Origin of the sequence: Thalassotalea sp. Sam97, from assembly GCF_041379765.1 — a bacterium.
Classification (GTDB): domain Bacteria; phylum Pseudomonadota; class Gammaproteobacteria; order Enterobacterales; family Alteromonadaceae; genus Thalassotalea_A; species Thalassotalea_A maritima.
This window is the reverse complement of record NZ_CP166919.1, coordinates 479,781-498,767: the sequence shown is the minus strand read 5'-3', so window position 1 is coordinate 498,767 and position 18,987 is coordinate 479,781. Positions and strand designations below refer to the sequence as shown.

17 protein-coding genes are annotated in these 18,987 nt (G+C 42.9%); 7 read left to right on the top strand and 10 right to left on the bottom strand.

What is annotated here, in order from left to right:
- The first annotated feature begins 6 nt into the window (after window positions 1–6).
- From surA to ACAX20_RS02155, 6 genes are all read left to right on the top strand, one after another.
- Window positions 7–1,308, top strand: coding sequence for a peptidylprolyl isomerase SurA (gene surA, locus ACAX20_RS02180; RefSeq protein WP_371188218.1), 1,302 nt, complete (start codon window positions 7–9; stop codon window positions 1,306–1,308).
- On the top strand, window positions 1,308–2,294 hold the full coding sequence (gene pdxA, locus ACAX20_RS02175) for a 4-hydroxythreonine-4-phosphate dehydrogenase PdxA (protein ID WP_371188216.1): 987 nt from the start codon (window positions 1,308–1,310) through the stop codon (window positions 2,292–2,294). The genes surA and pdxA overlap by 1 nt, the downstream gene beginning before the upstream one ends.
- Window positions 2,287–3,090 (top strand): 16S rRNA (adenine(1518)-N(6)/adenine(1519)-N(6))-dimethyltransferase RsmA, encoded by an 804-nt coding sequence (gene rsmA, locus ACAX20_RS02170; RefSeq protein WP_371188215.1) that lies wholly within the window; start codon window positions 2,287–2,289, stop codon window positions 3,088–3,090. The genes pdxA and rsmA overlap by 8 nt, the downstream gene beginning before the upstream one ends.
- Window positions 3,091–3,102: 12 nt before the next feature.
- Complete coding sequence (apaG, locus tag ACAX20_RS02165; protein WP_371188213.1) at window positions 3,103–3,489, top strand: Co2+/Mg2+ efflux protein ApaG; 387 nt, start codon at window positions 3,103–3,105, stop codon at window positions 3,487–3,489.
- Window positions 3,490–3,510: 21 nt separating this feature from the next.
- Complete coding sequence (locus ACAX20_RS02160) at window positions 3,511–4,317, top strand: symmetrical bis(5'-nucleosyl)-tetraphosphatase (protein WP_371188211.1); 807 nt, start codon at window positions 3,511–3,513, stop codon at window positions 4,315–4,317.
- Window positions 4,318–4,417: 100 nt separating this feature from the next.
- Window positions 4,418–5,341, top strand: a complete 924-nt coding sequence (locus ACAX20_RS02155) for a Dyp-type peroxidase (protein WP_371188209.1) — start codon at window positions 4,418–4,420, stop codon at window positions 5,339–5,341.
- A gap of 124 nt (window positions 5,342–5,465) precedes the next feature.
- On the opposite strand, the gene argR is transcribed toward ACAX20_RS02155, so the two are convergent.
- Entirely contained in the window at window positions 5,466–5,936 is a 471-nt protein-coding gene (argR, locus tag ACAX20_RS02150) for a transcriptional regulator ArgR (RefSeq protein WP_371188207.1), read from the bottom strand.
- A gap of 284 nt (window positions 5,937–6,220) precedes the next feature.
- Here argR and mdh point away from each other — a divergent pair, with 284 nt between their 5' ends.
- On the top strand, window positions 6,221–7,159 hold the full coding sequence (gene mdh, locus ACAX20_RS02145) for a malate dehydrogenase (protein WP_371188205.1): 939 nt from the start codon (window positions 6,221–6,223) through the stop codon (window positions 7,157–7,159).
- A gap of 144 nt (window positions 7,160–7,303) precedes the next feature.
- Here the strand turns inward: mdh and ACAX20_RS02140 are convergent, their stop codons facing one another.
- The 9 genes from ACAX20_RS02140 to acnB all read right to left on the bottom strand — a co-directional run bounded on the left by ACAX20_RS02140 (window position 7,304) and on the right by acnB (window position 18,932).
- Window positions 7,304–7,765 carry a redoxin family protein gene (locus tag ACAX20_RS02140; protein WP_371188203.1) on the bottom strand — a complete coding sequence of 154 codons (462 nt, stop codon included), beginning with the start codon at window positions 7,763–7,765 and terminating at the stop codon, window positions 7,304–7,306.
- Complete coding sequence (locus tag ACAX20_RS02135; protein ID WP_371188201.1) at window positions 7,765–8,091, bottom strand: hypothetical protein; 327 nt, start codon at window positions 8,089–8,091, stop codon at window positions 7,765–7,767. Before ACAX20_RS02135 ends, ACAX20_RS02140 begins: the two co-directional genes overlap by 1 nt.
- 520 nt (window positions 8,092–8,611) lie before the next feature.
- Window positions 8,612–9,856, bottom strand: a complete 1,245-nt coding sequence (locus tag ACAX20_RS02130; RefSeq protein WP_371188199.1) for an ammonium transporter — start codon at window positions 9,854–9,856, stop codon at window positions 8,612–8,614.
- 12 nt (window positions 9,857–9,868) lie between these two features.
- A complete protein-coding gene (locus ACAX20_RS02125) occupies window positions 9,869–10,207 on the bottom strand; it encodes a P-II family nitrogen regulator (protein WP_371188197.1) in 339 nt (112 codons plus the stop codon).
- Between the two features lie 300 nt (window positions 10,208–10,507).
- Window positions 10,508–11,134 carry an esterase/lipase family protein gene (locus ACAX20_RS02120; RefSeq protein ID WP_371188195.1) on the bottom strand — a complete coding sequence of 209 codons (627 nt, stop codon included), beginning with the start codon at window positions 11,132–11,134 and terminating at the stop codon, window positions 10,508–10,510.
- A 47-nt stretch (window positions 11,135–11,181) separates the two neighbouring features.
- Window positions 11,182–14,319: an efflux RND transporter permease subunit gene (locus tag ACAX20_RS02115; RefSeq protein WP_371188193.1), complete on the bottom strand. Its 3,138-nt coding sequence runs from the start codon at window positions 14,317–14,319 to the stop codon at window positions 11,182–11,184.
- 4 nt (window positions 14,320–14,323) lie between these two features.
- Window positions 14,324–15,556, bottom strand: coding sequence for an efflux RND transporter periplasmic adaptor subunit (locus tag ACAX20_RS02110; protein WP_371188191.1), 1,233 nt, complete (start codon window positions 15,554–15,556; stop codon window positions 14,324–14,326).
- Between the two features lie 168 nt (window positions 15,557–15,724).
- Window positions 15,725–16,117, bottom strand: a complete 393-nt coding sequence (locus tag ACAX20_RS02105) for a YacL family protein (RefSeq protein ID WP_371188189.1) — start codon at window positions 16,115–16,117, stop codon at window positions 15,725–15,727.
- Window positions 16,118–16,334: 217 nt separating this feature from the next.
- Window positions 16,335–18,932: a bifunctional aconitate hydratase 2/2-methylisocitrate dehydratase gene (gene acnB, locus ACAX20_RS02100; protein ID WP_371188187.1), complete on the bottom strand. Its 2,598-nt coding sequence runs from the start codon at window positions 18,930–18,932 to the stop codon at window positions 16,335–16,337.
- Window positions 18,933–18,987 lie beyond the last annotated feature (55 nt).

The window sequence follows — 18,987 nt, the reverse complement described above, 5'->3', positions numbered from 1 at the left end:
TAATCAATGAAAACGATAATAAAGACGGCTATTGCATTAACCGGCCTATGTTTCACACTTTTACAAAGTGTTAGTGCCGAACAACAAGAACTTGATCGTGTAGTAGCGATTGTTAACTCAGGCGTAGTGCTTGAATCAGAAATTAACAACCTAATCGAAAACGTCAAACAGCAAGCGAAAGCAGAAAATCAAAGTTTGCCTTCAGATAATGCATTACGCACCCAAGCTTTAGAAAAACTGATCAATGACAGCTTATTATTGCAACTTGGTGAACGCATGGGTATGCAAATTAGTGATGCACAGCTTGATCAAGCAATAACCCAAATTGCCCGTGAAAATGGTGGCCTAAGCGTATCTCAGTTACGTCAAGCGATCATTGCGCAAGGCGGTAACTTTGAGCGCTATCGTGAGAATATCCGTACCGACATGATTGTTAATGAGGTCCGTCGCGCTAATGTCCGCCGTCGTATTAATATTACCCCGCAAGAAATCAACAACCTTGTGGATATGATGAAAGACCAAACCAATGCCAATGTTGAATATCGCTTAGGTCATATTCTAATTGGCTTCCCTGATGAACCAACGCAAAGCGATTTAGAGCAAGCCAAAGAACGAGCCGATAAGGTTATTGAATTACTGAAAAATGGTTCTGACTTCAAAAAAATCGCCATTGCTTCATCAAGTGCATCAACTGCACTAGAAGGTGGTGATTTAGGCTGGCGCGGTATCAATGAAATGCCAACCTTATTTGCTGAGCTGGTAGATGGTAAAAGCGAAGGTGAGGTGTTTGGCCCTGTACGTACCGGTTTAGGTTTTAATATCGTCAAAATCCTCGAAATTCGTGGTAAACAGAAAGTTGAAATTACCGAAGTTCGCTCACGTCATATCTTAATCAAGCCATCGATTATCTTATCAGAAACTAAAGCAGAGCAAATGCTGCAAGACATGCTAGATAAAATCAAAGCTGGTGAAGCAGACTTTGACACCCTAGCACGTGAACACTCTGAAGGACCAACCGCAACTCGTGGTGGTGATTTAGGCTGGGCAGATCCAAGTAGCTACGATCCTGCATTCAAAGAAGTGATCGAAAGCTTAGAAGTCGATGAATACGCTAAACCATTCCGCTCGTCTTTTGGTTGGCACTTAGTGCAAGTGACCGGGCGTCGCACCCAAGATGCAACCGCACAAAATAATGAGAACAAAGCATATCAATTGTTATTTAACCGCAAGTTTGGCGCTGAAGCCATGCGTTGGATGAAAGAAACTCGTGATACTGCCTATATTGAAATATTGGAAGACGGTGAGTAATGATTAATCGCATTGCTATTACCCCTGGCGAGCCAGCCGGTATTGGCCCTGATTTATTAATCCGCCTTGTACAGCATGCTTGGCCAGCTCAGTTAGTCGCTGTAGCTGATCCAGACATGTTGCGCCAGCGTGCGGCTAAACTGGGTTTACCATTAACCATCCATGAATATCATGAAAGCAAGCCAGAAAAACAGCATCAAGCAGGCCATATCGATGTCATTGAGGTACCTCTCGCTGAGCCATGCGTGCCAGGGGAATTAAATGCCGGTAATGGCGCTTATGTCGTGGAAACCTTACGTATTGCCTCGGAACGCAATATGTCAGGAGAGTTCAAAGCCGTATGTACAGGTCCCGTGCACAAAGGTTTAATCAACCAAGCAGGTATCCCATTTTCTGGTCACACAGAGTATTTTGCTCAGCAAGCCAACTGTAACGATGTTGTCATGATGTTGGCAACCGAGGGCTTACGAGTATCACTAATGACGACTCATATACCGTTAGCCTATGTTTCTAAAGCGATTACGGTTGAGCGAATTTTAATGGTCACGCGTATTCTTAACGAAGACCTGCAACAAAAGTTTGGTATTGAGAAGCCACGAATCTACGTTTGTGGTCTTAACCCTCACGCCGGGGAAGATGGTCACTTAGGAAGCGAAGAACTGACTACCATAGGTCCAGCCTTAGAGCAGCTTCGTAGCGAAGGTATGGATCTTATCGGTCCGCTACCTGCCGATACCATTTTTCAAAATAAATACTTAAAAGACGCTGATGCCGTGTTAGCCATGTATCACGACCAAGGCTTACCTGTACTAAAATATAAAGGTTTTGGTAATTCAGTTAACATTACGTTAGGACTACCTTTTATTCGTACCTCTGTTGATCATGGCACTGCCATTGAACTTGCAGGTACAGACCAAGCCGATCCAGGCAGTTTCCATGCTGCCTTGTCGCAAGCAATAGAATTGGTGAATAGCAGCAATGAATAAATCCCACTTAGGTCATCAAGCGAAAAAGCGTTTTGGCCAAAACTTTCTGCACGACGATGCCGTGATCAGCCGTATTGTTGATGCCATCGACCCGTCAGAAGGTGAAAACTTAGTTGAAATTGGCCCTGGTTTAGGTGCTCTAACAGAACCGGTTATTGAACGCGCTGGTGATATCAGCGTGGTTGAACTCGATAGAGATCTTGCCCATCGGTTACGCCACCATCCGTTTTTAGCTAAGCACTTAACCATTCACGAAACCGATGCACTAAAGTTTGATTTTGCTTCGCTAGCTAATGAGCAACCACTGCGTGTGTTTGGTAATTTACCATACAATATCTCAACGCCGCTAATTTTCCATTTATTAAGCTTTGGCGATAAGATCCAAGACATGCATTTTATGTTGCAAAAAGAAGTGGTTAATCGCATGGCTGCAGGGCCTGATAGCAAAGCTTATGGCCGCTTATCCATTATGTGTCAGTATTTTTGTAAAGTAATGCCGGTAATGGAGATTGGTCCAGAAGCTTTCCAGCCGCCACCGAAAGTCGATAGCGCCATTGTCCGTCTAGTACCTCACGACAAAATTGCTTATCCTGCGAAAGATATCAAATGGTTGAATCGAGTGTGTACAGAAGCATTTAATCAGCGTCGAAAAACCATACGTAATAGTTTTAAAAAGCTCATTTCGGCAGAGCAATTAGAAGCCTTGGGAATCAATCCAGGTTTACGTCCAGAAAACATCAGCTTGCAAGAATATGTAAATATTGCTAATTATTTAGCTGATAATCCTGTTGAGTAGCGTATCACTATCATGAGCAGTAGCGATCCCGGCAAATTAGTGAAAGTCGCAACCACGGTCGACTTTATTGAAGAGCAAAGCGATTCTTATCAGCATCGCTTTGTCTTTAGTTACACAATAACAATTGAAAACAATAGCGACCTGACGCTGCAATTGATGTCTCGTAGCTGGCTCATCACCGATGCCAATGGCCAACAAGTATCCGTTGAGGGGGATGGTGTTGTCGGCCAACAACCGATATTACAGCCTGGTCAGCGTTACCGTTACTCAAGTGGCTCGATCATAAAAACACCTATTGGCACCATGGAAGGCTTTTACACTATGCAAGATATGGACAATCAACATTACCGAGTGGATATTCCTGTATTTAGTCTCGCTGTACCAAACGTTGTTAATTAATTTAGAGCACAATATACAGCTATGGCTATTTACTTAATCGGTGATGTACAGGGGTGTTATACCGCGTTACAACAGCTTGTTGATACGATTCACTTTAATAAAGATACAGATCAACTGTGGTTTTGTGGTGATCTCGTCGCTCGTGGCTCACAGTCATTAGAAACATTACGCTTTATAAAATCGCTTGGCGATAGCGCCAAAACCGTGCTTGGCAACCATGACTTGCACTTAATTGCCACCTACCATGGCATTGGCAAGGTAAACCGTAAAGATAAACTTGAAGCCCTGTTAAACGCTGACGATTGCCACGAATTAATCGATTGGTTGATTGCTCAACCATTAGTGTTAGCGTTACCAGATTATAGTGGTTACCTTTCTCATGCTGGCTTACCGCCTGAATGGGATGCCGATACAGCATTGTTGATGTCGGATTTTGTGCAAAAAAAATTAGCCAGTAAAAAGCGCAAGCGCTGGTTACGCAAAATGTACGGTAATCTGCCAGCAAAATGGTGTCATGCTCACTCTGACATAGAGAAGTTTCGCTTTTCAATCAATGCATTGACAAGAATGCGCTTTTGTTACCAAGATGGTGCACTGGAGTTTTCTAGCAAAGCATCGCCGAGTGCGAATACCGATAAACATCTGCAACCGTGGTTTGAACTGCATGGCGATTTAAGTCAATCACCTTGGGTTTTTGGTCATTGGGCGGCACTGCAAGGGCAAGCTTCAAACCCGCATGTCTTCGCTTTAGATACCGGTTGTGTATGGGGCGGTACATTAACAGCGTTACGTTGGCACGATAAACAACTGTTTTCGGTTCCGGCTTAATTACTTTATATCAAGCTACTGTTCTTTAAAGCTTTTCTAATGGTCCATTAATTCATATACTTAGACCATCCCGTGCAACAAGAAGTTAACACAAGTCCTTATGGCAATAGAACAATTTGGTATTTGCGCCGAGCCGAACCTGCACAGCTATTATTTACTATTCAATGTAGTTGATAATAAAAATCGTTTTATCCGCAAAACCTTAGCTACCCTCCCTGAACTGTTTGAACAATATGACGATCAGTTTTCTGAGGCGAACCTAAATACCGTTATTGCAATCGGAGCGACATATTGGGATGAGTATTACCCCAAGGCTAGACCTAGTGAGCTAAAGCCATTCGCTCATCTGCAAGTGGATGATCGAATTGCGCCGGCTAATAACTTTGATTTGTTTATTCAAATCCGCAGCGATCGTGCTGACGTTAATCACCTTGTTGCTAGCAAAGTATGTAGCATGCTCAATGACGCGGTCGAGCTTGTCGAACAAGTTAAAGGCTTTCGCTATCTTGATGGTCGTGATCTAACAGGGTTTGTTGATGGTAGTGAAAACCCTAAAGGTATCGCCAAGCGCCAAGTCGCGCTGGTTAATAAGCCCAGCGATGACATGGATAAAGGCAGCTACTTACATATTCAACGTTACCGCCACAACATGCCACTATGGGATAGCATCAGTGTACAGCAACAAGAAGACATTATTGGTCGCACAAAGCGTGATGATATCGAGTACCCGAGTGCCGACAAAGCCCCCACTGCTCACACTAAACGTACCAATTTAAAAGATTTAAATGGTAATACCATGGAAATCTTACGTCAAAGCATGCCTTATGGTCATATGAAAACACAAGGACTGTTCTTTGTGTCGTTTTGTCATACGCCAAAACATTTTGAAATTCAGCTAAAAAGTATGATTGAAGGGGATGAACACGGTAACTTCGATCATTTACTAAAATATACCCAAGCAGAAACCGGGGCGTCTTTTTTCGTGCCATCTCGTGACTTACTGGAAAAAGCGGCAACTATGTAGTCATCGGCATTAGTCTTGGTGTTTACACCAATGACACTAAGTTTGTGCCCAACTCAGAGTTAGGGCAGAGGCATTAAAAAAGGCACTTAAGTGCCTTTTTCGTATTCGCGTCTTACTGCTGTCATTACTGCATTTTTTGAAATAGCAAAAATAATCTGTCTTTTATCGGTTTAATATCTTTTACCGACGTTGGCGAAATAAAAATCGTGTCATCACCGGCGATGGTTCCTAATACACCATCGGCTTTACCTAACGAGTCTAGTAAGCGAGCAATTAATTGAGCTGCGCCAGGGCTGGTGCGAACAATGATCATCACTTCGTTGCTCTCGATATCCAAAACCAACTGCTTCAATGGACTTTTAGCGGTTGGCACGCCAAGCTCAGCTGGTAAACAGTAGACCATTTCTTGACGTGCATTGCGGGTGCGTACCGCGCCAAACTTGCTTAACAGGCGAGATACTTTTGATTGGCTTACGTTGTCAAAGCCTTGCGCCTTGAGGGCGTCAACAATGTCACCTTGTGAGCCAAATTGTTCTTGTTTTAATAATTCTTTAAAAGCATTTAATAATGCTTCTTGCTTTTGTTGTGTACTCATACACTCTTCTTGTCTGTCGATTTTTATTCTACATGGGGATATTTATTGGCATTGCAATAATATTTGCCTTAATCGTAGTAGCAGGTTTTGTAAGTGTTCAGATTAGATTACAAAATTACCATGCCAAAACGCCAATATCATACCATCTAAGCCGTTTGAATGACAAAATTGTTTGTATTTTCAGCCGTAATTTTGGTATGGTTTGGGCACAAAAATTTAAAGTATTTGCTCGACCTGCAACCTCGGTTTTTGAGCAAAAAAACATCATTAATTGGAGATCTTCAATGAAAGTAGCCGTTTTAGGTGCAGCCGGTGGTATCGGTCAAGCATTATCACTATTGTTAAAAACTCAACTACCTGCTGGTTCTGAATTATCGTTATACGATGTTGCACCAGTTGTTCCTGGTGTTGCTGTTGATTTGTCTCACATCCCAACTGACGTTACTGTAAAAGGCTACGGTGCTGACGACTTAGCCACGGCACTTCAAGGTTGTGATATTGTTATTATCCCTGCTGGTATGCCACGTAAGCCGGGTATGGATCGTGCTGATTTATTTGCGGTAAACGCAGGTATCGTAAAAACATTAGCTGAAGGCATCGTTGCCAACTGTCCAAAAGCACTTGTTGGTGTTATCACTAACCCGGTAAACGGCACTGTACCAATCGTTGCTGAAGTATTCAAAAAAGCAGGTACTTACGAAGCAAATCGCGTATTTGGTGTTACCACTCTTGACGTTATCCGCAGCGAAACGTTTGTTGCTGAGTTAAAAGGCAAATCTACTGCAGACGTTAAAGTACCAGTTATCGGTGGTCACTCAGGTACAACTATCCTACCTCTACTTTCACAAGTTGAAGGTGTTGAGTTTACTCAAGAAGAAATCGATGCATTGACACCTCGTATCCAAAACGCCGGTACTGAAGTTGTTAACGCAAAAGCGGGTGGCGGCTCAGCGACACTTTCTATGGGTGCTGCTGCAGCTCGTTTCTGTATGTCTCTAGTTCGTGGCTTACAAGGTGAAGAAGGTGTTGTAGATTACGCATACGTTCAAGGTAACACCGGCGATGCAGAGTACTTTGCACAACCAGTACGCCTTGGTAAAAACGGTGTTGAAGAGTACCTATCATACGGTGAACTAAGCGCATACGAGCAAAAAGCAAAAGATGACATGCTAGCGACCTTGAATAAAGATATTCAAGAAGGCGTAGACTTTATCAACGCATAATGAGCTATAGCGACAAAGCTTATTAATAAGCTTTAGCAATAAAAAACCGAAACATCACGTTTCGGTTTTTTATTGCCATTTGATACTGATACGATGACTCACTTATTAAACCAGTCATTGATTCAGAACTTATCGCATTGCCGTTTATTGCGCTAGCAAAGCAACAAGTTCAGCCTCATACTCATCCTGGCGCTCTGGTTGAAAGCCAACATGCGCTTTTACCGCTTTCCCTTGGCGATTATAAATATAACTGCTGGGCATGCCTTTTAAATCAAACTTACGAGCTATCAGACTTTTAGGGTCATAAATAACGGTAAAATCTGCAGGCGTTTGTCGCAAAAACTCATCAGCGAACGACCTTTCCATATCTAAATTAATGGTAACCACTTTCAAGCCTCGTTCTGCATATTTTTGCTGCATCTTATTCATCCATGGAAAAGACTGTTTGCAGGGGATACACCAAGAAGCCCAAAAGTCGATATATACTACCTTGCCTTTGTTCTCCTGCATTAGTTGCTTAAATTGTTCGATACTGGCTGAATTAGCGTAACTCTGAGTAGAAAAAACGCTCAATAACAGCATTAACATTGGCGCGACTCTTAGCACTAGTTGGCTCCTGTTTGTGGTTTTTGTTCGCTCGATTGCAATTTGCGGATCACTTCATCAACAGAGGTTTGATTATTACAACGTTGGTCAGTTTTATCATCTCGATAATAACGAATATCAATGCAATCTTTTTGGTAACGTCGTTCAAGCTCAGTGCGCTTTATCAGGTTATTTTTAGCGTTAGATATTTGTCGTTGTAAAGATGTGCAATGTTGACGTTGTTCGGCCGTATACACGACATCTTCACATGCGTCTTGCTGCCCTGTTGAACACGCCGTTAAACATGTCATTATAACCAGCGGAACGGTTATTGAAATGGTTTTCATAAATACGATCCTGTTTTACTTGTTATCTTCGAAAATGGAGCGTTTATATCAATTACTTGTCGCACGATTGATATTACTACTAAGACTATCAGTTGCTTAAACATCGAGCAAATACACTTTCATTAATACCAATCACATTAAGTTATTGCTCACTCAGTGAGAATTTAAAGGCTTTGATTGCAGAGAATGGTTATTCCATTGTCAAAATCAGTTACGCAGCATAAAAACCTTTAAAACTCACCCGTAGGGAGTTTACCAGAGGCCCATTTACGACCCTAGATTTCATTAATATAGAATGACTATATCAATGAAATCTATGTTGTAACTGAACCTCTGCCCTAACTCTGAGTTGGGCACAAACTTAGTGTAATTGGTATAACACGTACTAGCCGTTCTAGTCGCAAATAGCCGTTACACAAAAAGATCAGCGTCAGCGGCAGTGTTGCCTGTCATCATAAAAAAAGGGGAGCTTTTAGCTCCCCCGTTAATTTAACAACGCGTCGTTATTATTGTTAGGAGCTTAGCCCTTCAGTGATACAAACTCTGGATAGGCTTCAATGCCACAATCCGATTTGTCAACGCCATTGTATTCTTCTTCATCGCTAACACGGATACCCATGGTTTTCTTCAATACTAGCCATACCGCAAAGCTTGCTGCGAACACCCATGCAAAGATAACGAATGCACCGTACAACTGCGCACCAAATGTTGCGTCACCATTGCTAAACGGAACAACCATAAGAGCGAAGAAACCAACCACACCATGCACTGATATTGCACCAACTGGATCGTCGATTTTTAACTTGTCTAGAGACGTTATTGACAATACAACTAGCATACCACCTAGTGCGCCTAATAAACTGGCAAATAACGGTGATGGCGATAATGGATCTGCAGTGATTGTAACAAGACCGGCCAATGCGCCGTTTAAGATCATAGTTAAATCTGCTTTACCCCAAATAGCTTTGTTCAGTAGTAATGCAGCTACGGCACCCGCGGCGGCGGCGGCATTCGTGTTTAAGAAAATTTGACCTACCGCAGTCGCATTTTCAGCATCAGAAACAAGTAGCTGTGAACCACCGTTAAAGCCGAACCAACCCATCCATAGAATAAATGTACCTAATGTGGCTAATGGCATGTTTGAACCAGGAATTGGGTAAATCTCGCCGTTTTTACCGTATTTACCTTTACGTGCACCAAGCAGTAATACACCCGCTAATGCAGCAGCAGCACCGGCCATGTGAACAATACCTGAGCCGGCGAAGTCGCTAAAACCAGCTTCTGACAAGAAACCGCCACCCCAAGTCCAATAACCTTCAACAGGGTAAATAAAGCCGGTTAAAACAACAGTGAAAATTAAGAATGACCAAAGCTTCATGCGCTCAGCAACCGCACCTGAAACAATCGACATAGCCGTTGCAACAAACACAACTTGGAAGAAGAAGTCTGATTCTAATGAGTGATCAGCGTCAGCTGCTTGGGTGCCAATTAAGGTAGCTATTGATGGTAAAATACCACCTTCGGCGTTGTCGACGTACATAATGTTGTAGCCAACCAGTAAAAACATCACACAAGCAATTGAATACAATGCGATGTTTTTAGTTAAGATTTCGGTGGTATTTTTTGAACGAACCATACCAGCTTCTAGCATGGCAAAACCTGCTGCCATCCACATAACCAATACGCCCGATAATAAAAAGTAAAAGGTATCTAGTGCAAAGCGCAGCTCTGTAACAGTACCTGATAATGCAGTTAACTCTTCCATTGTATCCCCCTATTAAAGTGCTGCAGTGTCTTGTTCGCCAGTACGAATACGTACCGCTTGTTCTAAGTCGTAAACAAAAATCTTACCATCACCGATTTTACCGGTATGAGCAGACTTACTAATTGCTTCAATGACGCGTTCTGCGTCTTCAGCCTTTACTGCGATTTCTAGCTTTACTTTTGGCAGAAAGTCTACTTGATACTCAGCACCACGATATAACTCAGTGTGACCTTTTTGACGACCAAAACCGCGTACCTCTGATACGGTTAAGCCTTCGACACCGACTTCAGAGATGGCTTCTCTGACGTCATCCAATTTAAATGGTTTAATTATTGCGTTGATTAATTTCATTATCGCCCCCTTAGGTAGTTGCTAGGACAACTATTACAAGTTACGTACCACAAAATAAAAACACACAAAATCAACAACTTAAGACCAAAGAAACATATATCACCAACGCTATTGCACCGTATTGGCGCAGCGAATCACAAACAAAGTGCAGGATATTTGAACAAGTAGGAGAATAGCGGAACTTGCGGGTGTAACATTTAAGCTGAAAATATCAACTGTAAAAGAGACGTACCAAAAATGGCACAGAGGTATTAAGAGGTGGATTTTAAGGCCACGCTATATTGTGTTTAGTAAGAGTAACTAAGCTAGATTTAATGCTTTACATTGTTTATCGATAATATTCACCACTTCTCGAGAGTATACCATCGAGGTATGAGAGTGCTTAACGACAATGTGTTCACTCATACCGGGAATTTGCGTTTCATTAATGCTTACCGTACCATCCGATTCCTCAATCTCGTCGCGCCATACTCGATCGAGTAATGGCCTTGCACCGAGTTTTACCTTACCGGCGATCGATATCAATTTTTGCGGAACCGGCCAAGTTTTTGACATATCGGTTGGTAATAAGCCAAATTGGGTTGATGAACCTAGTAGGTTATCAATATTCACCCGCTTCATGTCTTTGGCAATTTGTGCGCCTTGATGTGGCGTGCCTAAGGTAATGACCATAGGCACACGCTCAACCGACACATCTTGATGAACAAGATAGTCCGTTATCACTAAACCACCTAATGAATGGCCAAGCAGTACCGCCGGCCCCTCACCTACTTGCTCGTCAATATGCTCGAATAAACGTGATTTATCGGCATTAGTGCTCGGGTATGAAATATTAACGACATTATAGCCAAGCTGCTCGAGACGTAACGCCAGCGGCGCCATAATGAGCTTATTCATAAACAACCCATGTAATATGACTATTTTCATTATACGCCCCTGATATTCACTTGCTTATTCATACTGTGATGACCATGTTAACCCGCTATTTCTGCAACCTTAACCTTAGTGCGCTTGAGTTTATGGCGAATATCTTCGCGGATCATATACAACGCCGGAATTAAGAACAGTGTAATAACGGTTGCAAACATAATACCAAAGCCTAATGAAATCGCCATAGGAATGATAAATTGCGCCTGCAAACTGGTTTCAAAGTAGATCGGCAAAATACCGAAAAATGTCGTTAATGAGGTCAACAAGATTGCCCGAAAACGTAGCATACCGGCGTCAACAACAATGTCATGCATGCGCTTGCCTGACTGCTTGGCGCGATTAATAAAATCGACCAAAATCAACGAATCATTCACCACAACACCAGAAAGTGCGATAAACCCATACATTGACATCATGTTGATGGTTTTGCCTAAAATCATATGCCCCCAAATAGCGCCAATAATCCCAAATGGGATCACTGACATAATCACCAATGGTTGGCTGTACGACTTGGTTGGAATAGCGATTAAACAGTATATTAAAAACAGCGCCGTTGCTGCGGAAAAGCCAAGTTGCATGGCAAAGTCTTGTTGCTCTTTGGTTGCCCCTTCCATGCCGTAGGCAACCGATGGGTAACGAGCCAAAATATTGGGGATAATATCATTATTAAATTCCGCCAAAATTTTCCGAGATTCTACTTTTTCACTATCGATTTCGGCACGGATCACCACGGTACGTTTATTGTTGATACGAGTGATTTTTGAAAAGCCCTGGCCTATTTCAATATCCGCTACCTGATAAAATGGCACCTCGCTACCGGTTGGTGTACGCACCCACATGTTCTCTAAATCACTCAGTGAGCGACGATCACTTTCAGGATAACGCACCATGACTTTGACTTCATCGCGACCACGCTGAATACGCTGTGCTTCATCACCATAGAACGCTTGGCGTACCTGTTTGGCTAAGTCCGATAAGCTAATCCCAAGTACTTCTGCTTCTGGGCGAATCGACAACTTAATTTCTTCACTACCACGGCTAAATGAGTTGCGAATATCATAAACACCATCGTACTCCGCCAGTTTTTCTTGTACTTCAATACCCGCCTGTTCAAGCTGATATTCATCGCTACCATTTAGTTGAAATTCAAGCGCCGCACCACCGCCGGTGTTTGTACCGGCAAATAACCGCAACTCTTTAACCCCCGGGATTTCACCAATTTGTTGGCGCCATAATTTTTCTATGGCAAAGGCATCTAACTCCCTTTGTTCGGCTTTATTAAGTTCCATCATAAAGCCGCCTGCTAAGTTTCCGTTGGTATACACCATTAAGTGCTGTAAGAAGCCTTCACCGTTATGGACATTATTTTCGGCAACTTGATACCCCGCTTGGGCTACACGTTCCAGTGCCGCATTACGACGCTCTGGCGCGGTGCCATCTTCCATGACTAACTGACCTTGAATAAAATCACTTGGTACCGTTGGGAAAAACTCTGTTTTGACTAATGAACCTTGAATCAACCCAATGGAAATAAAGAACAAAGCAATAAACACTGCCATGGTGTTATAGCGAGCACGCAATGCGGTGCGCAGCAATGGTTGGTAACGGGTTTTAATAAATTTATCTAGCCATGCTTTAAAGCGTAATTGCACTCTGTGGACAATATGCGCATTGTCTGGGTCGATTTCTTTAAAGTTCATCCGTGCTAAATGCGCCGGCAAAATCCATTTTGACTCGATAATCGAAAACAATAAACACAAAATCACCACAATGGCGATGGCTCGGAAAAAGCCACTAATATTGGAATCGATAAATAATAATGGCGCAAAGGCCGCGATAGTCGTTAGTACACCAAATGTTGCCGGCATAGCAACTCGATGAGCACCGCGAATGACGTTATCGACACTGTGACCTTTATGCTGAATTTCACTATAAACACTCTCGCCAATAACAATCGCGTCATCAACAACAATACCAAGCACCATAATAAAGGCGAACAAGCTCAGTAAGTTAATGGTCACTGACCATTCACCTAACAGTGGCATAAAGGTAAATGCGCCCAAGAAACAAATGGGAATACCGACCATAACCCAAAAAGCAACGCGTATTCGCAAAAACAGTGTTAGAACAATGAATACTAACAAGGCACCCAATGCTAAGTTACTGATCATCATATTTAAGCGTTCTGATAAATAAAATGATGAATCGGCGAATACATCAATATTCACCCCAGGAGGCAAAGTTTGCTGTTTGCGTTCGACATAATCATAAACTTGTTCAGCGATGGCTAAATCGTTTTGGTTACTGGTCGAGCGAATACGAATGCTGGTGGTGTTTTTACCATCAAACCGAGCGAAGCCCTCATCCTCAACAAAGGTATCTTTAACGGTAGCAATATCACCTAAGGTTAAACGGGTACCGTCTGGGTTGGTGCGCAGTACCAAATCCGAGAACTCTCTGCCGGTGTAGGCTTGGCCATCCGTTCTTAATTGAATGTAACCGCCTGACGATTTGATAGTACCACCGGGTAAATCCAGTGATGAACGCTTAATGGCCTGTGATATTTCATCAAAACTTAAACCGTATTCAAGTAATTTAAGTTCAGAGATTTCCACTGAAATTTCATAATCACGCAAGCCGACAACTTCGGCAATATTAACATCAGGTAAGGCAATGATTTCATCTTTAATGTCTTGCGCCAGCTCTTGGCGAGTGCGTCGATCCATATCGCCGTTAACCGACACCCACATCACATCCATTTGAAATTCTTGTTTCATCACCAACGGGCGCTCAATTTGGGCTGGAAATGTGGTAATGGTATCTACCTGCATCTGTACTTCATCGAGTTTATCTTGCAACGAATAGCCCGAATTTATTTCAATGGTGATCGATGCCAAGCCCTCGGTGGCTTCGGAGGTGATACGTTTAAGGCCTTGGATGTTTTCCAGCTTCTCTTCAATTTGCAAAACAACTGACTGCTCAACATCGGCGGGTGACGCCCCTAAATGCACCACCTGGATCATAATGGTATTGGGACTAAACTCGGGAAACATTTTCTTGGTGATGGTACTGTAGGAATAGCTACCCATAATGATGATAAATATCATCAATAAATTGGCGGCAACGTGGTTTCTAGCAAACCAAGCGATTAATCCTGTTAACTTTTCTTGTATGGCGGCCATTGTGTTATTCTCCCGCTAGCAAGGTATCATCGTTCGTTGTTTGCTTTTCACCCTCGATACGCACAGGCATCCCCGGTATGGCGGTACGCAAATTACTGGTAATAATGCGTTGCTTGGGGGTAAAAGTATTCTTAACGTAGACTCGATTGCCTTCGGCACGCAAAATATCAACATTAACCACGCTTAAAGTATTATCCTTCTCAACGACATAGACGGTATCAGCGCCATGAATAACTTGTTGAGGTAAGATCACCACATTACGTGCTAACTTGCCTTCAATACTGGCACGAACAAACATGCCCATACGTGCTTCGCTATCGCTTTCTTGGTTATTCAAATTATACGGATCATCAATTTGCGCAACGAGGTAGTGTACCCGAGACTCATTACTCACTACGCCTTCATAGCGAGCCACAAACGATGACCATTGCTGAGCTATTTGGCCTTGTTGTGCACTGAGGGTTACCTTACTGATCTGCTCAGTCGGGCGATTAAGCTTTGGTAAGCGTAAATACTGTAAATCAGCTTGTTTAATTGGCAAGCGAACTTCTGCGTAATCTATCGCATACGTTTTCGCCAATTGACTTCCCGTTGACACGTACTGACCGATATCGACATGTTTTTCTGCTATCAGCGCATCATAAGGGGCTTTAATTTTCGTTCGGGCTAATTTGGTTTGTGCTTCTTTTAAATCGGCTTTAGCTGCTTTGACATCGGCTTGCGCCTTTTGTACTTGTGGTTTACGTAACGCTAATATAGGCGCTTTAGATAATGGCTTACCAGTTAATTGCCATTCTTGTTTGGCTTGCTCTGCGCGAGCCTGCTCTTCTATGAAAGAAGCTTGCGCTGACTCTAATCGCGATTGTGCTTGCAGCACATTTACTTCATAAACAATAGGGTCAACTTCAAGTAATATTTCACCTTTACTGAAATACCCGCCGACTCTTAGCTTGTCAGACACATAAATCACTTGCCCTGCCACTTCCGAAATCAACAGTGTTTCGGTTCGTGGCATGACGCTACCCTGGCTGGTAACATAAAATGTGACATCATCCGTTTTAATATCCATTACCGATACCAATGGTGGTTTAGCATCGCTTGGCTTTTTCTCGGGAGCAGGTGCCATCGATGACAATACCCCCATCACCAGCAAACCAACAACAACAATGATGATTGGTAAAACAATACGCTTTAATCGAGATGGCTTGCTGGTTTGTGTCTGAGGTTGTTGTGTCATTATGTTATCCAGTATTAAAATCTGTTACCTAGTTAGTCCCACTTATAGGTTGATAGCCTACCTGTTGTCACTCGAGCACCTAGCGATTGCATGTTTACCTAAACATATCGAATAAAGAAACGTTTTGGTAAGTATTTGCTGCATCGGGTTGATAAAAATCAGTCGTCATTAACGATGATAATTTAATAAAAATTCGCGCCAATCGTTCAACATCTGTAAAAAGTCTTCTAAACCACATGATGCCTGTTGGTTTTGTTCAAAGTCATCAACATCGCTTTGTAAATACTCGGGCAAATGCTCAGGTAATGATTCGGCATGTAAGGTTGCGTTAGCTGATACGTAAACCTCACCGTCTTCGATCAAAATTGAGTACTCTTGCCCAGGCAACTCAAGCTCTTGATTATTCTCTGTTAATTGCTCTAATTGTGCAATGATTTCGGTTAACTTTAGCTTATTGTCAGCAACTTCATTTTCCAACCAATAGGCTATGATTTGATGCTCATAGTTAAATTCAGCCGTGGCTTTAGCCGTAATAAAGTCAGAACGAAAAGTATATTCCATGATGTCCACGTAAATTTGGTAAAGGGGTAGCGTCTTATATTATAAGGGAAACAGGCTAGCATATGGCAGCTAAAAAGTACTTTGCTCACACTGCTACAGGTATGAGTGTCACAATATTACAGCCTGATAAATTTCGCCCATAAAAAAGGTCGCTTACGCGACCTTTTTACGAATAAATGTTAGCTAAAAACCTTAGCTAATCATGTAACAATAGTTATTACGCAACGTTTTGTGCGATAACCACTTCTTTCGCTTTCTTAGTGTAGCTTTCCATCTTATGGAAGTTTAGGTAACGGTAAGTATCGGCTGCTGTTGCATCGATCTTCTTAGCGTATTCCATGTACTCTTCAACAGTTGGTAAGTGACCAACGATTGCACCTACTGCCGCAAGTTCAGCTGACGTTAAGTAAACATTCGCACCTGTACCTAGACGGTTCGGGAAGTTACGCGTAGAGGTAGATAGTACCGTTGCTTTATCAGCAACACGTGCTTGGTTACCCATACACAGTGAACAGCCTGGAGTTTCAATACGAACACCTGACTTACCGTAGATTGAGTAGTAGCCTTCTTCAGTTAACTGATCGCGGTCCATCTTAGTAGGAGGAGCAACCCACATACGAGTAGATAACGCACCACCAAAGCCTTCTAGTAGTTTACCTGCCGCACGGAAGTGACCGATGTTGGTCATACAAGAACCGATGAATACTTCATCAACATTGTCGCCAGCAACTTCTGACAATAACTTAGCGTCATCTGGATCGTTTGGACAACAAACGATTGGCTCTTTGATGTCAGCAAGGTCGATTTCTAGTACATGCGCGTATTCAGCGTCTGCGTCAGCTTCCATCAGAGACGGGTTCGCTAACCACTCTTCCATACCTTTAATACGACGCTCAATAGTACGAACATCACCGTAACCTTCAGAAATCATCCACTTAAGCATAACGATGTTAGACTCAAGGTATTCTTTAACTGCGTCTTCTTCTAGCTTGATTGTACAACCTGCAGCTGAACGTTCAGCAGATGCATCTGATAATTCGAACGCTTGCTCAACAGTTAAGCCCTTAAGACCTTCAATTTCTAGTACACGACCAGAGAATTCGTTGATCTTACCTGCTTTTTCAACCGTTAATAGGCCGTTCTTGATACCGTAGTAAGGGATAGCATGTACAAGATCACGTAACGTGATACCTGGCTGCATTTCACCTTTAAAACGAACCAATACCGATTCTGGCATATCAAGAGGCATAACACCTGTTGCTGCGGCAAATGCTACTAGGCCAGAACCCGCAGGGAATGAAATACCTAGTGGGAAACGGGTGTGAGAGTCACCACCAGTACCAACAGTATCTGGTAACAACATACGGTTTAACCAAGAGTGGATTACACCGTCACCTGGGCGAAGCGATACACCACCACGGTTCATGATGAAGTCCGGTAAGGTGTGGTGAGTTTGCACGTCAACTGGCTTAGGGTATGCAGAGGTGTGACAGAAAGACTGCATCGTTAAGTCTGCAGAGAAACCTAAACATGCTAAGTCTTTAAGCTCGTCACGCGTCATAGGACCGGTGGTATCTTGCGAACCTACTGTAGTCATTTTCGGTTCACAGTATTGACCCGCGCGAACACCTTCAACGCCACATGCTTTACCAACCATTTTCTGAGCAAGGGTAAAACCTTTACCAGAATCTACTACGTCCACAGGTTTTGCGAATAAGTCAGTTTCACCTAGACCTAACGCTTCACGAGCACGGCCAGTTAAGCCACGACCAATGATTAGTGGAATACGACCACCCGCGCGAACTTCGTCAAGAAGTACCGGGCTTAGTTCAAACGTAGAGATAACTTCGTCAGTACCAGAGCGCTTAACAACACCTTCGTAAGGGAAGATGTCAATTACGTCACCCATGTTCATCGCTTGCACATCTAGCTCAATTGGTAGTGCCCCTGAGTCTTCCATAGTGTTGTAGAAGATTGGCGCAATTTTGCCACCTAAACATACACCGCCACCACGCTTATTTGGTACGTAAGGGATGTCTTCACCCATGAACCAAAGAACAGAGTTAGTCGCTGACTTACGAGATGAACCGGTACCCACAACATCACCAACGTATGCTAGTTGAATGCCGTCTTTTTGTAGCTCTTCGATTTGGGCTATTGGACCAACAGTGCCGTCTTCATCAGGGTTGATACCGTCACGAGACATTTTAAGCATTGCTTTTGCATGCAGAGGGATATCAGGACGAGACCATGCATCTGGTGCCGGAGAAAGGTCATCGGTGTTGGTTTCGCCAGTTACTTTAAATACTTTTACAGTGATTTTTTCAGCAACTTTGTCACGGTTAGTGAACCATTCACCGTTTGCCCAAGATTCCATAACCGCTTTCGCTTGTGCGTTACCCGCTTCTGCTTTTTCTTTTACGTCATAGAATGCATCGAACATTAGTAAGGTTTTTGATAAACCTTTACCGGCAACTTCCGCTAACGCTTCGTCATCTAATAGGTCAATCATAGGTTGAATGTTGTAACCACCTAACATAGTACCTAATAGTTCAACCGCACGCTCTGCGCTTAAAATTGGCGAGCTTGCTTCACCTTTAGCAACAGCAGCTAAGAAACCCGCTTTAACGTATGCCGCGTCATCTACGCCTGGTGGTACACGGTTGGTTAATAGGTCTAATAAAAACTCTTCTTCACCTGCTGGTGGGTTCTTAACTAGCTCAACTAATTGCGCTACTTGTTCTGCATCTAAAGGCTTTGGAACAATACCTTCAGCTGCACGTTCTTCTACGTGTTTACGATATTCTTGAAGCACTGTGCTTTCCTCTCATGAATTCAACAATTCGCTTGTTTCGACGAACAAGCATTCT

Excerpts from the sequence above, each read along its gene's own strand:
- ACAX20_RS02115 (WP_371188193.1), bottom strand. The coding sequence starts at position 14,319 with ATGGCCGCCATACAAGAAAAGTTAACAGGATTAATCGCTTGGTTTGCT.
- ACAX20_RS02120 (WP_371188195.1), bottom strand. The coding sequence starts at position 11,134 with ATGAAAATAGTCATATTACATGGGTTGTTTATGAATAAGCTCATTATG.
- ACAX20_RS02160 (WP_371188211.1), top strand. The coding sequence starts at position 3,511 with ATGGCTATTTACTTAATCGGTGATGTACAGGGGTGTTATACCGCGTTA.
- rsmA (WP_371188215.1), top strand. The coding sequence starts at position 2,287 with ATGAATAAATCCCACTTAGGTCATCAAGCGAAAAAGCGTTTTGGCCAA.
- mdh (WP_371188205.1), top strand. The coding sequence starts at position 6,221 with ATGAAAGTAGCCGTTTTAGGTGCAGCCGGTGGTATCGGTCAAGCATTA.
- ACAX20_RS02125 (WP_371188197.1), bottom strand. The coding sequence starts at position 10,207 with ATGAAATTAATCAACGCAATAATTAAACCATTTAAATTGGATGACGTC.
- ACAX20_RS02110 (WP_371188191.1), bottom strand. The coding sequence starts at position 15,556 with ATGACACAACAACCTCAGACACAAACCAGCAAGCCATCTCGATTAAAG.
- ACAX20_RS02130 (WP_371188199.1), bottom strand. The coding sequence starts at position 9,856 with ATGGAAGAGTTAACTGCATTATCAGGTACTGTTACAGAGCTGCGCTTT.
- apaG (WP_371188213.1), top strand. The coding sequence starts at position 3,103 with ATGAGCAGTAGCGATCCCGGCAAATTAGTGAAAGTCGCAACCACGGTC.
- ACAX20_RS02135 (WP_371188201.1), bottom strand. The coding sequence starts at position 8,091 with ATGAAAACCATTTCAATAACCGTTCCGCTGGTTATAATGACATGTTTA.
- ACAX20_RS02105 (WP_371188189.1), bottom strand. The coding sequence starts at position 16,117 with ATGGAATATACTTTTCGTTCTGACTTTATTACGGCTAAAGCCACGGCT.
- pdxA (WP_371188216.1), top strand. The coding sequence starts at position 1,308 with ATGATTAATCGCATTGCTATTACCCCTGGCGAGCCAGCCGGTATTGGC.
- surA (WP_371188218.1), top strand. The coding sequence starts at position 7 with ATGAAAACGATAATAAAGACGGCTATTGCATTAACCGGCCTATGTTTC.
- ACAX20_RS02155 (WP_371188209.1), top strand. The coding sequence starts at position 4,418 with ATGGCAATAGAACAATTTGGTATTTGCGCCGAGCCGAACCTGCACAGC.
- argR (WP_371188207.1), bottom strand. The coding sequence starts at position 5,936 with ATGAGTACACAACAAAAGCAAGAAGCATTATTAAATGCTTTTAAAGAA.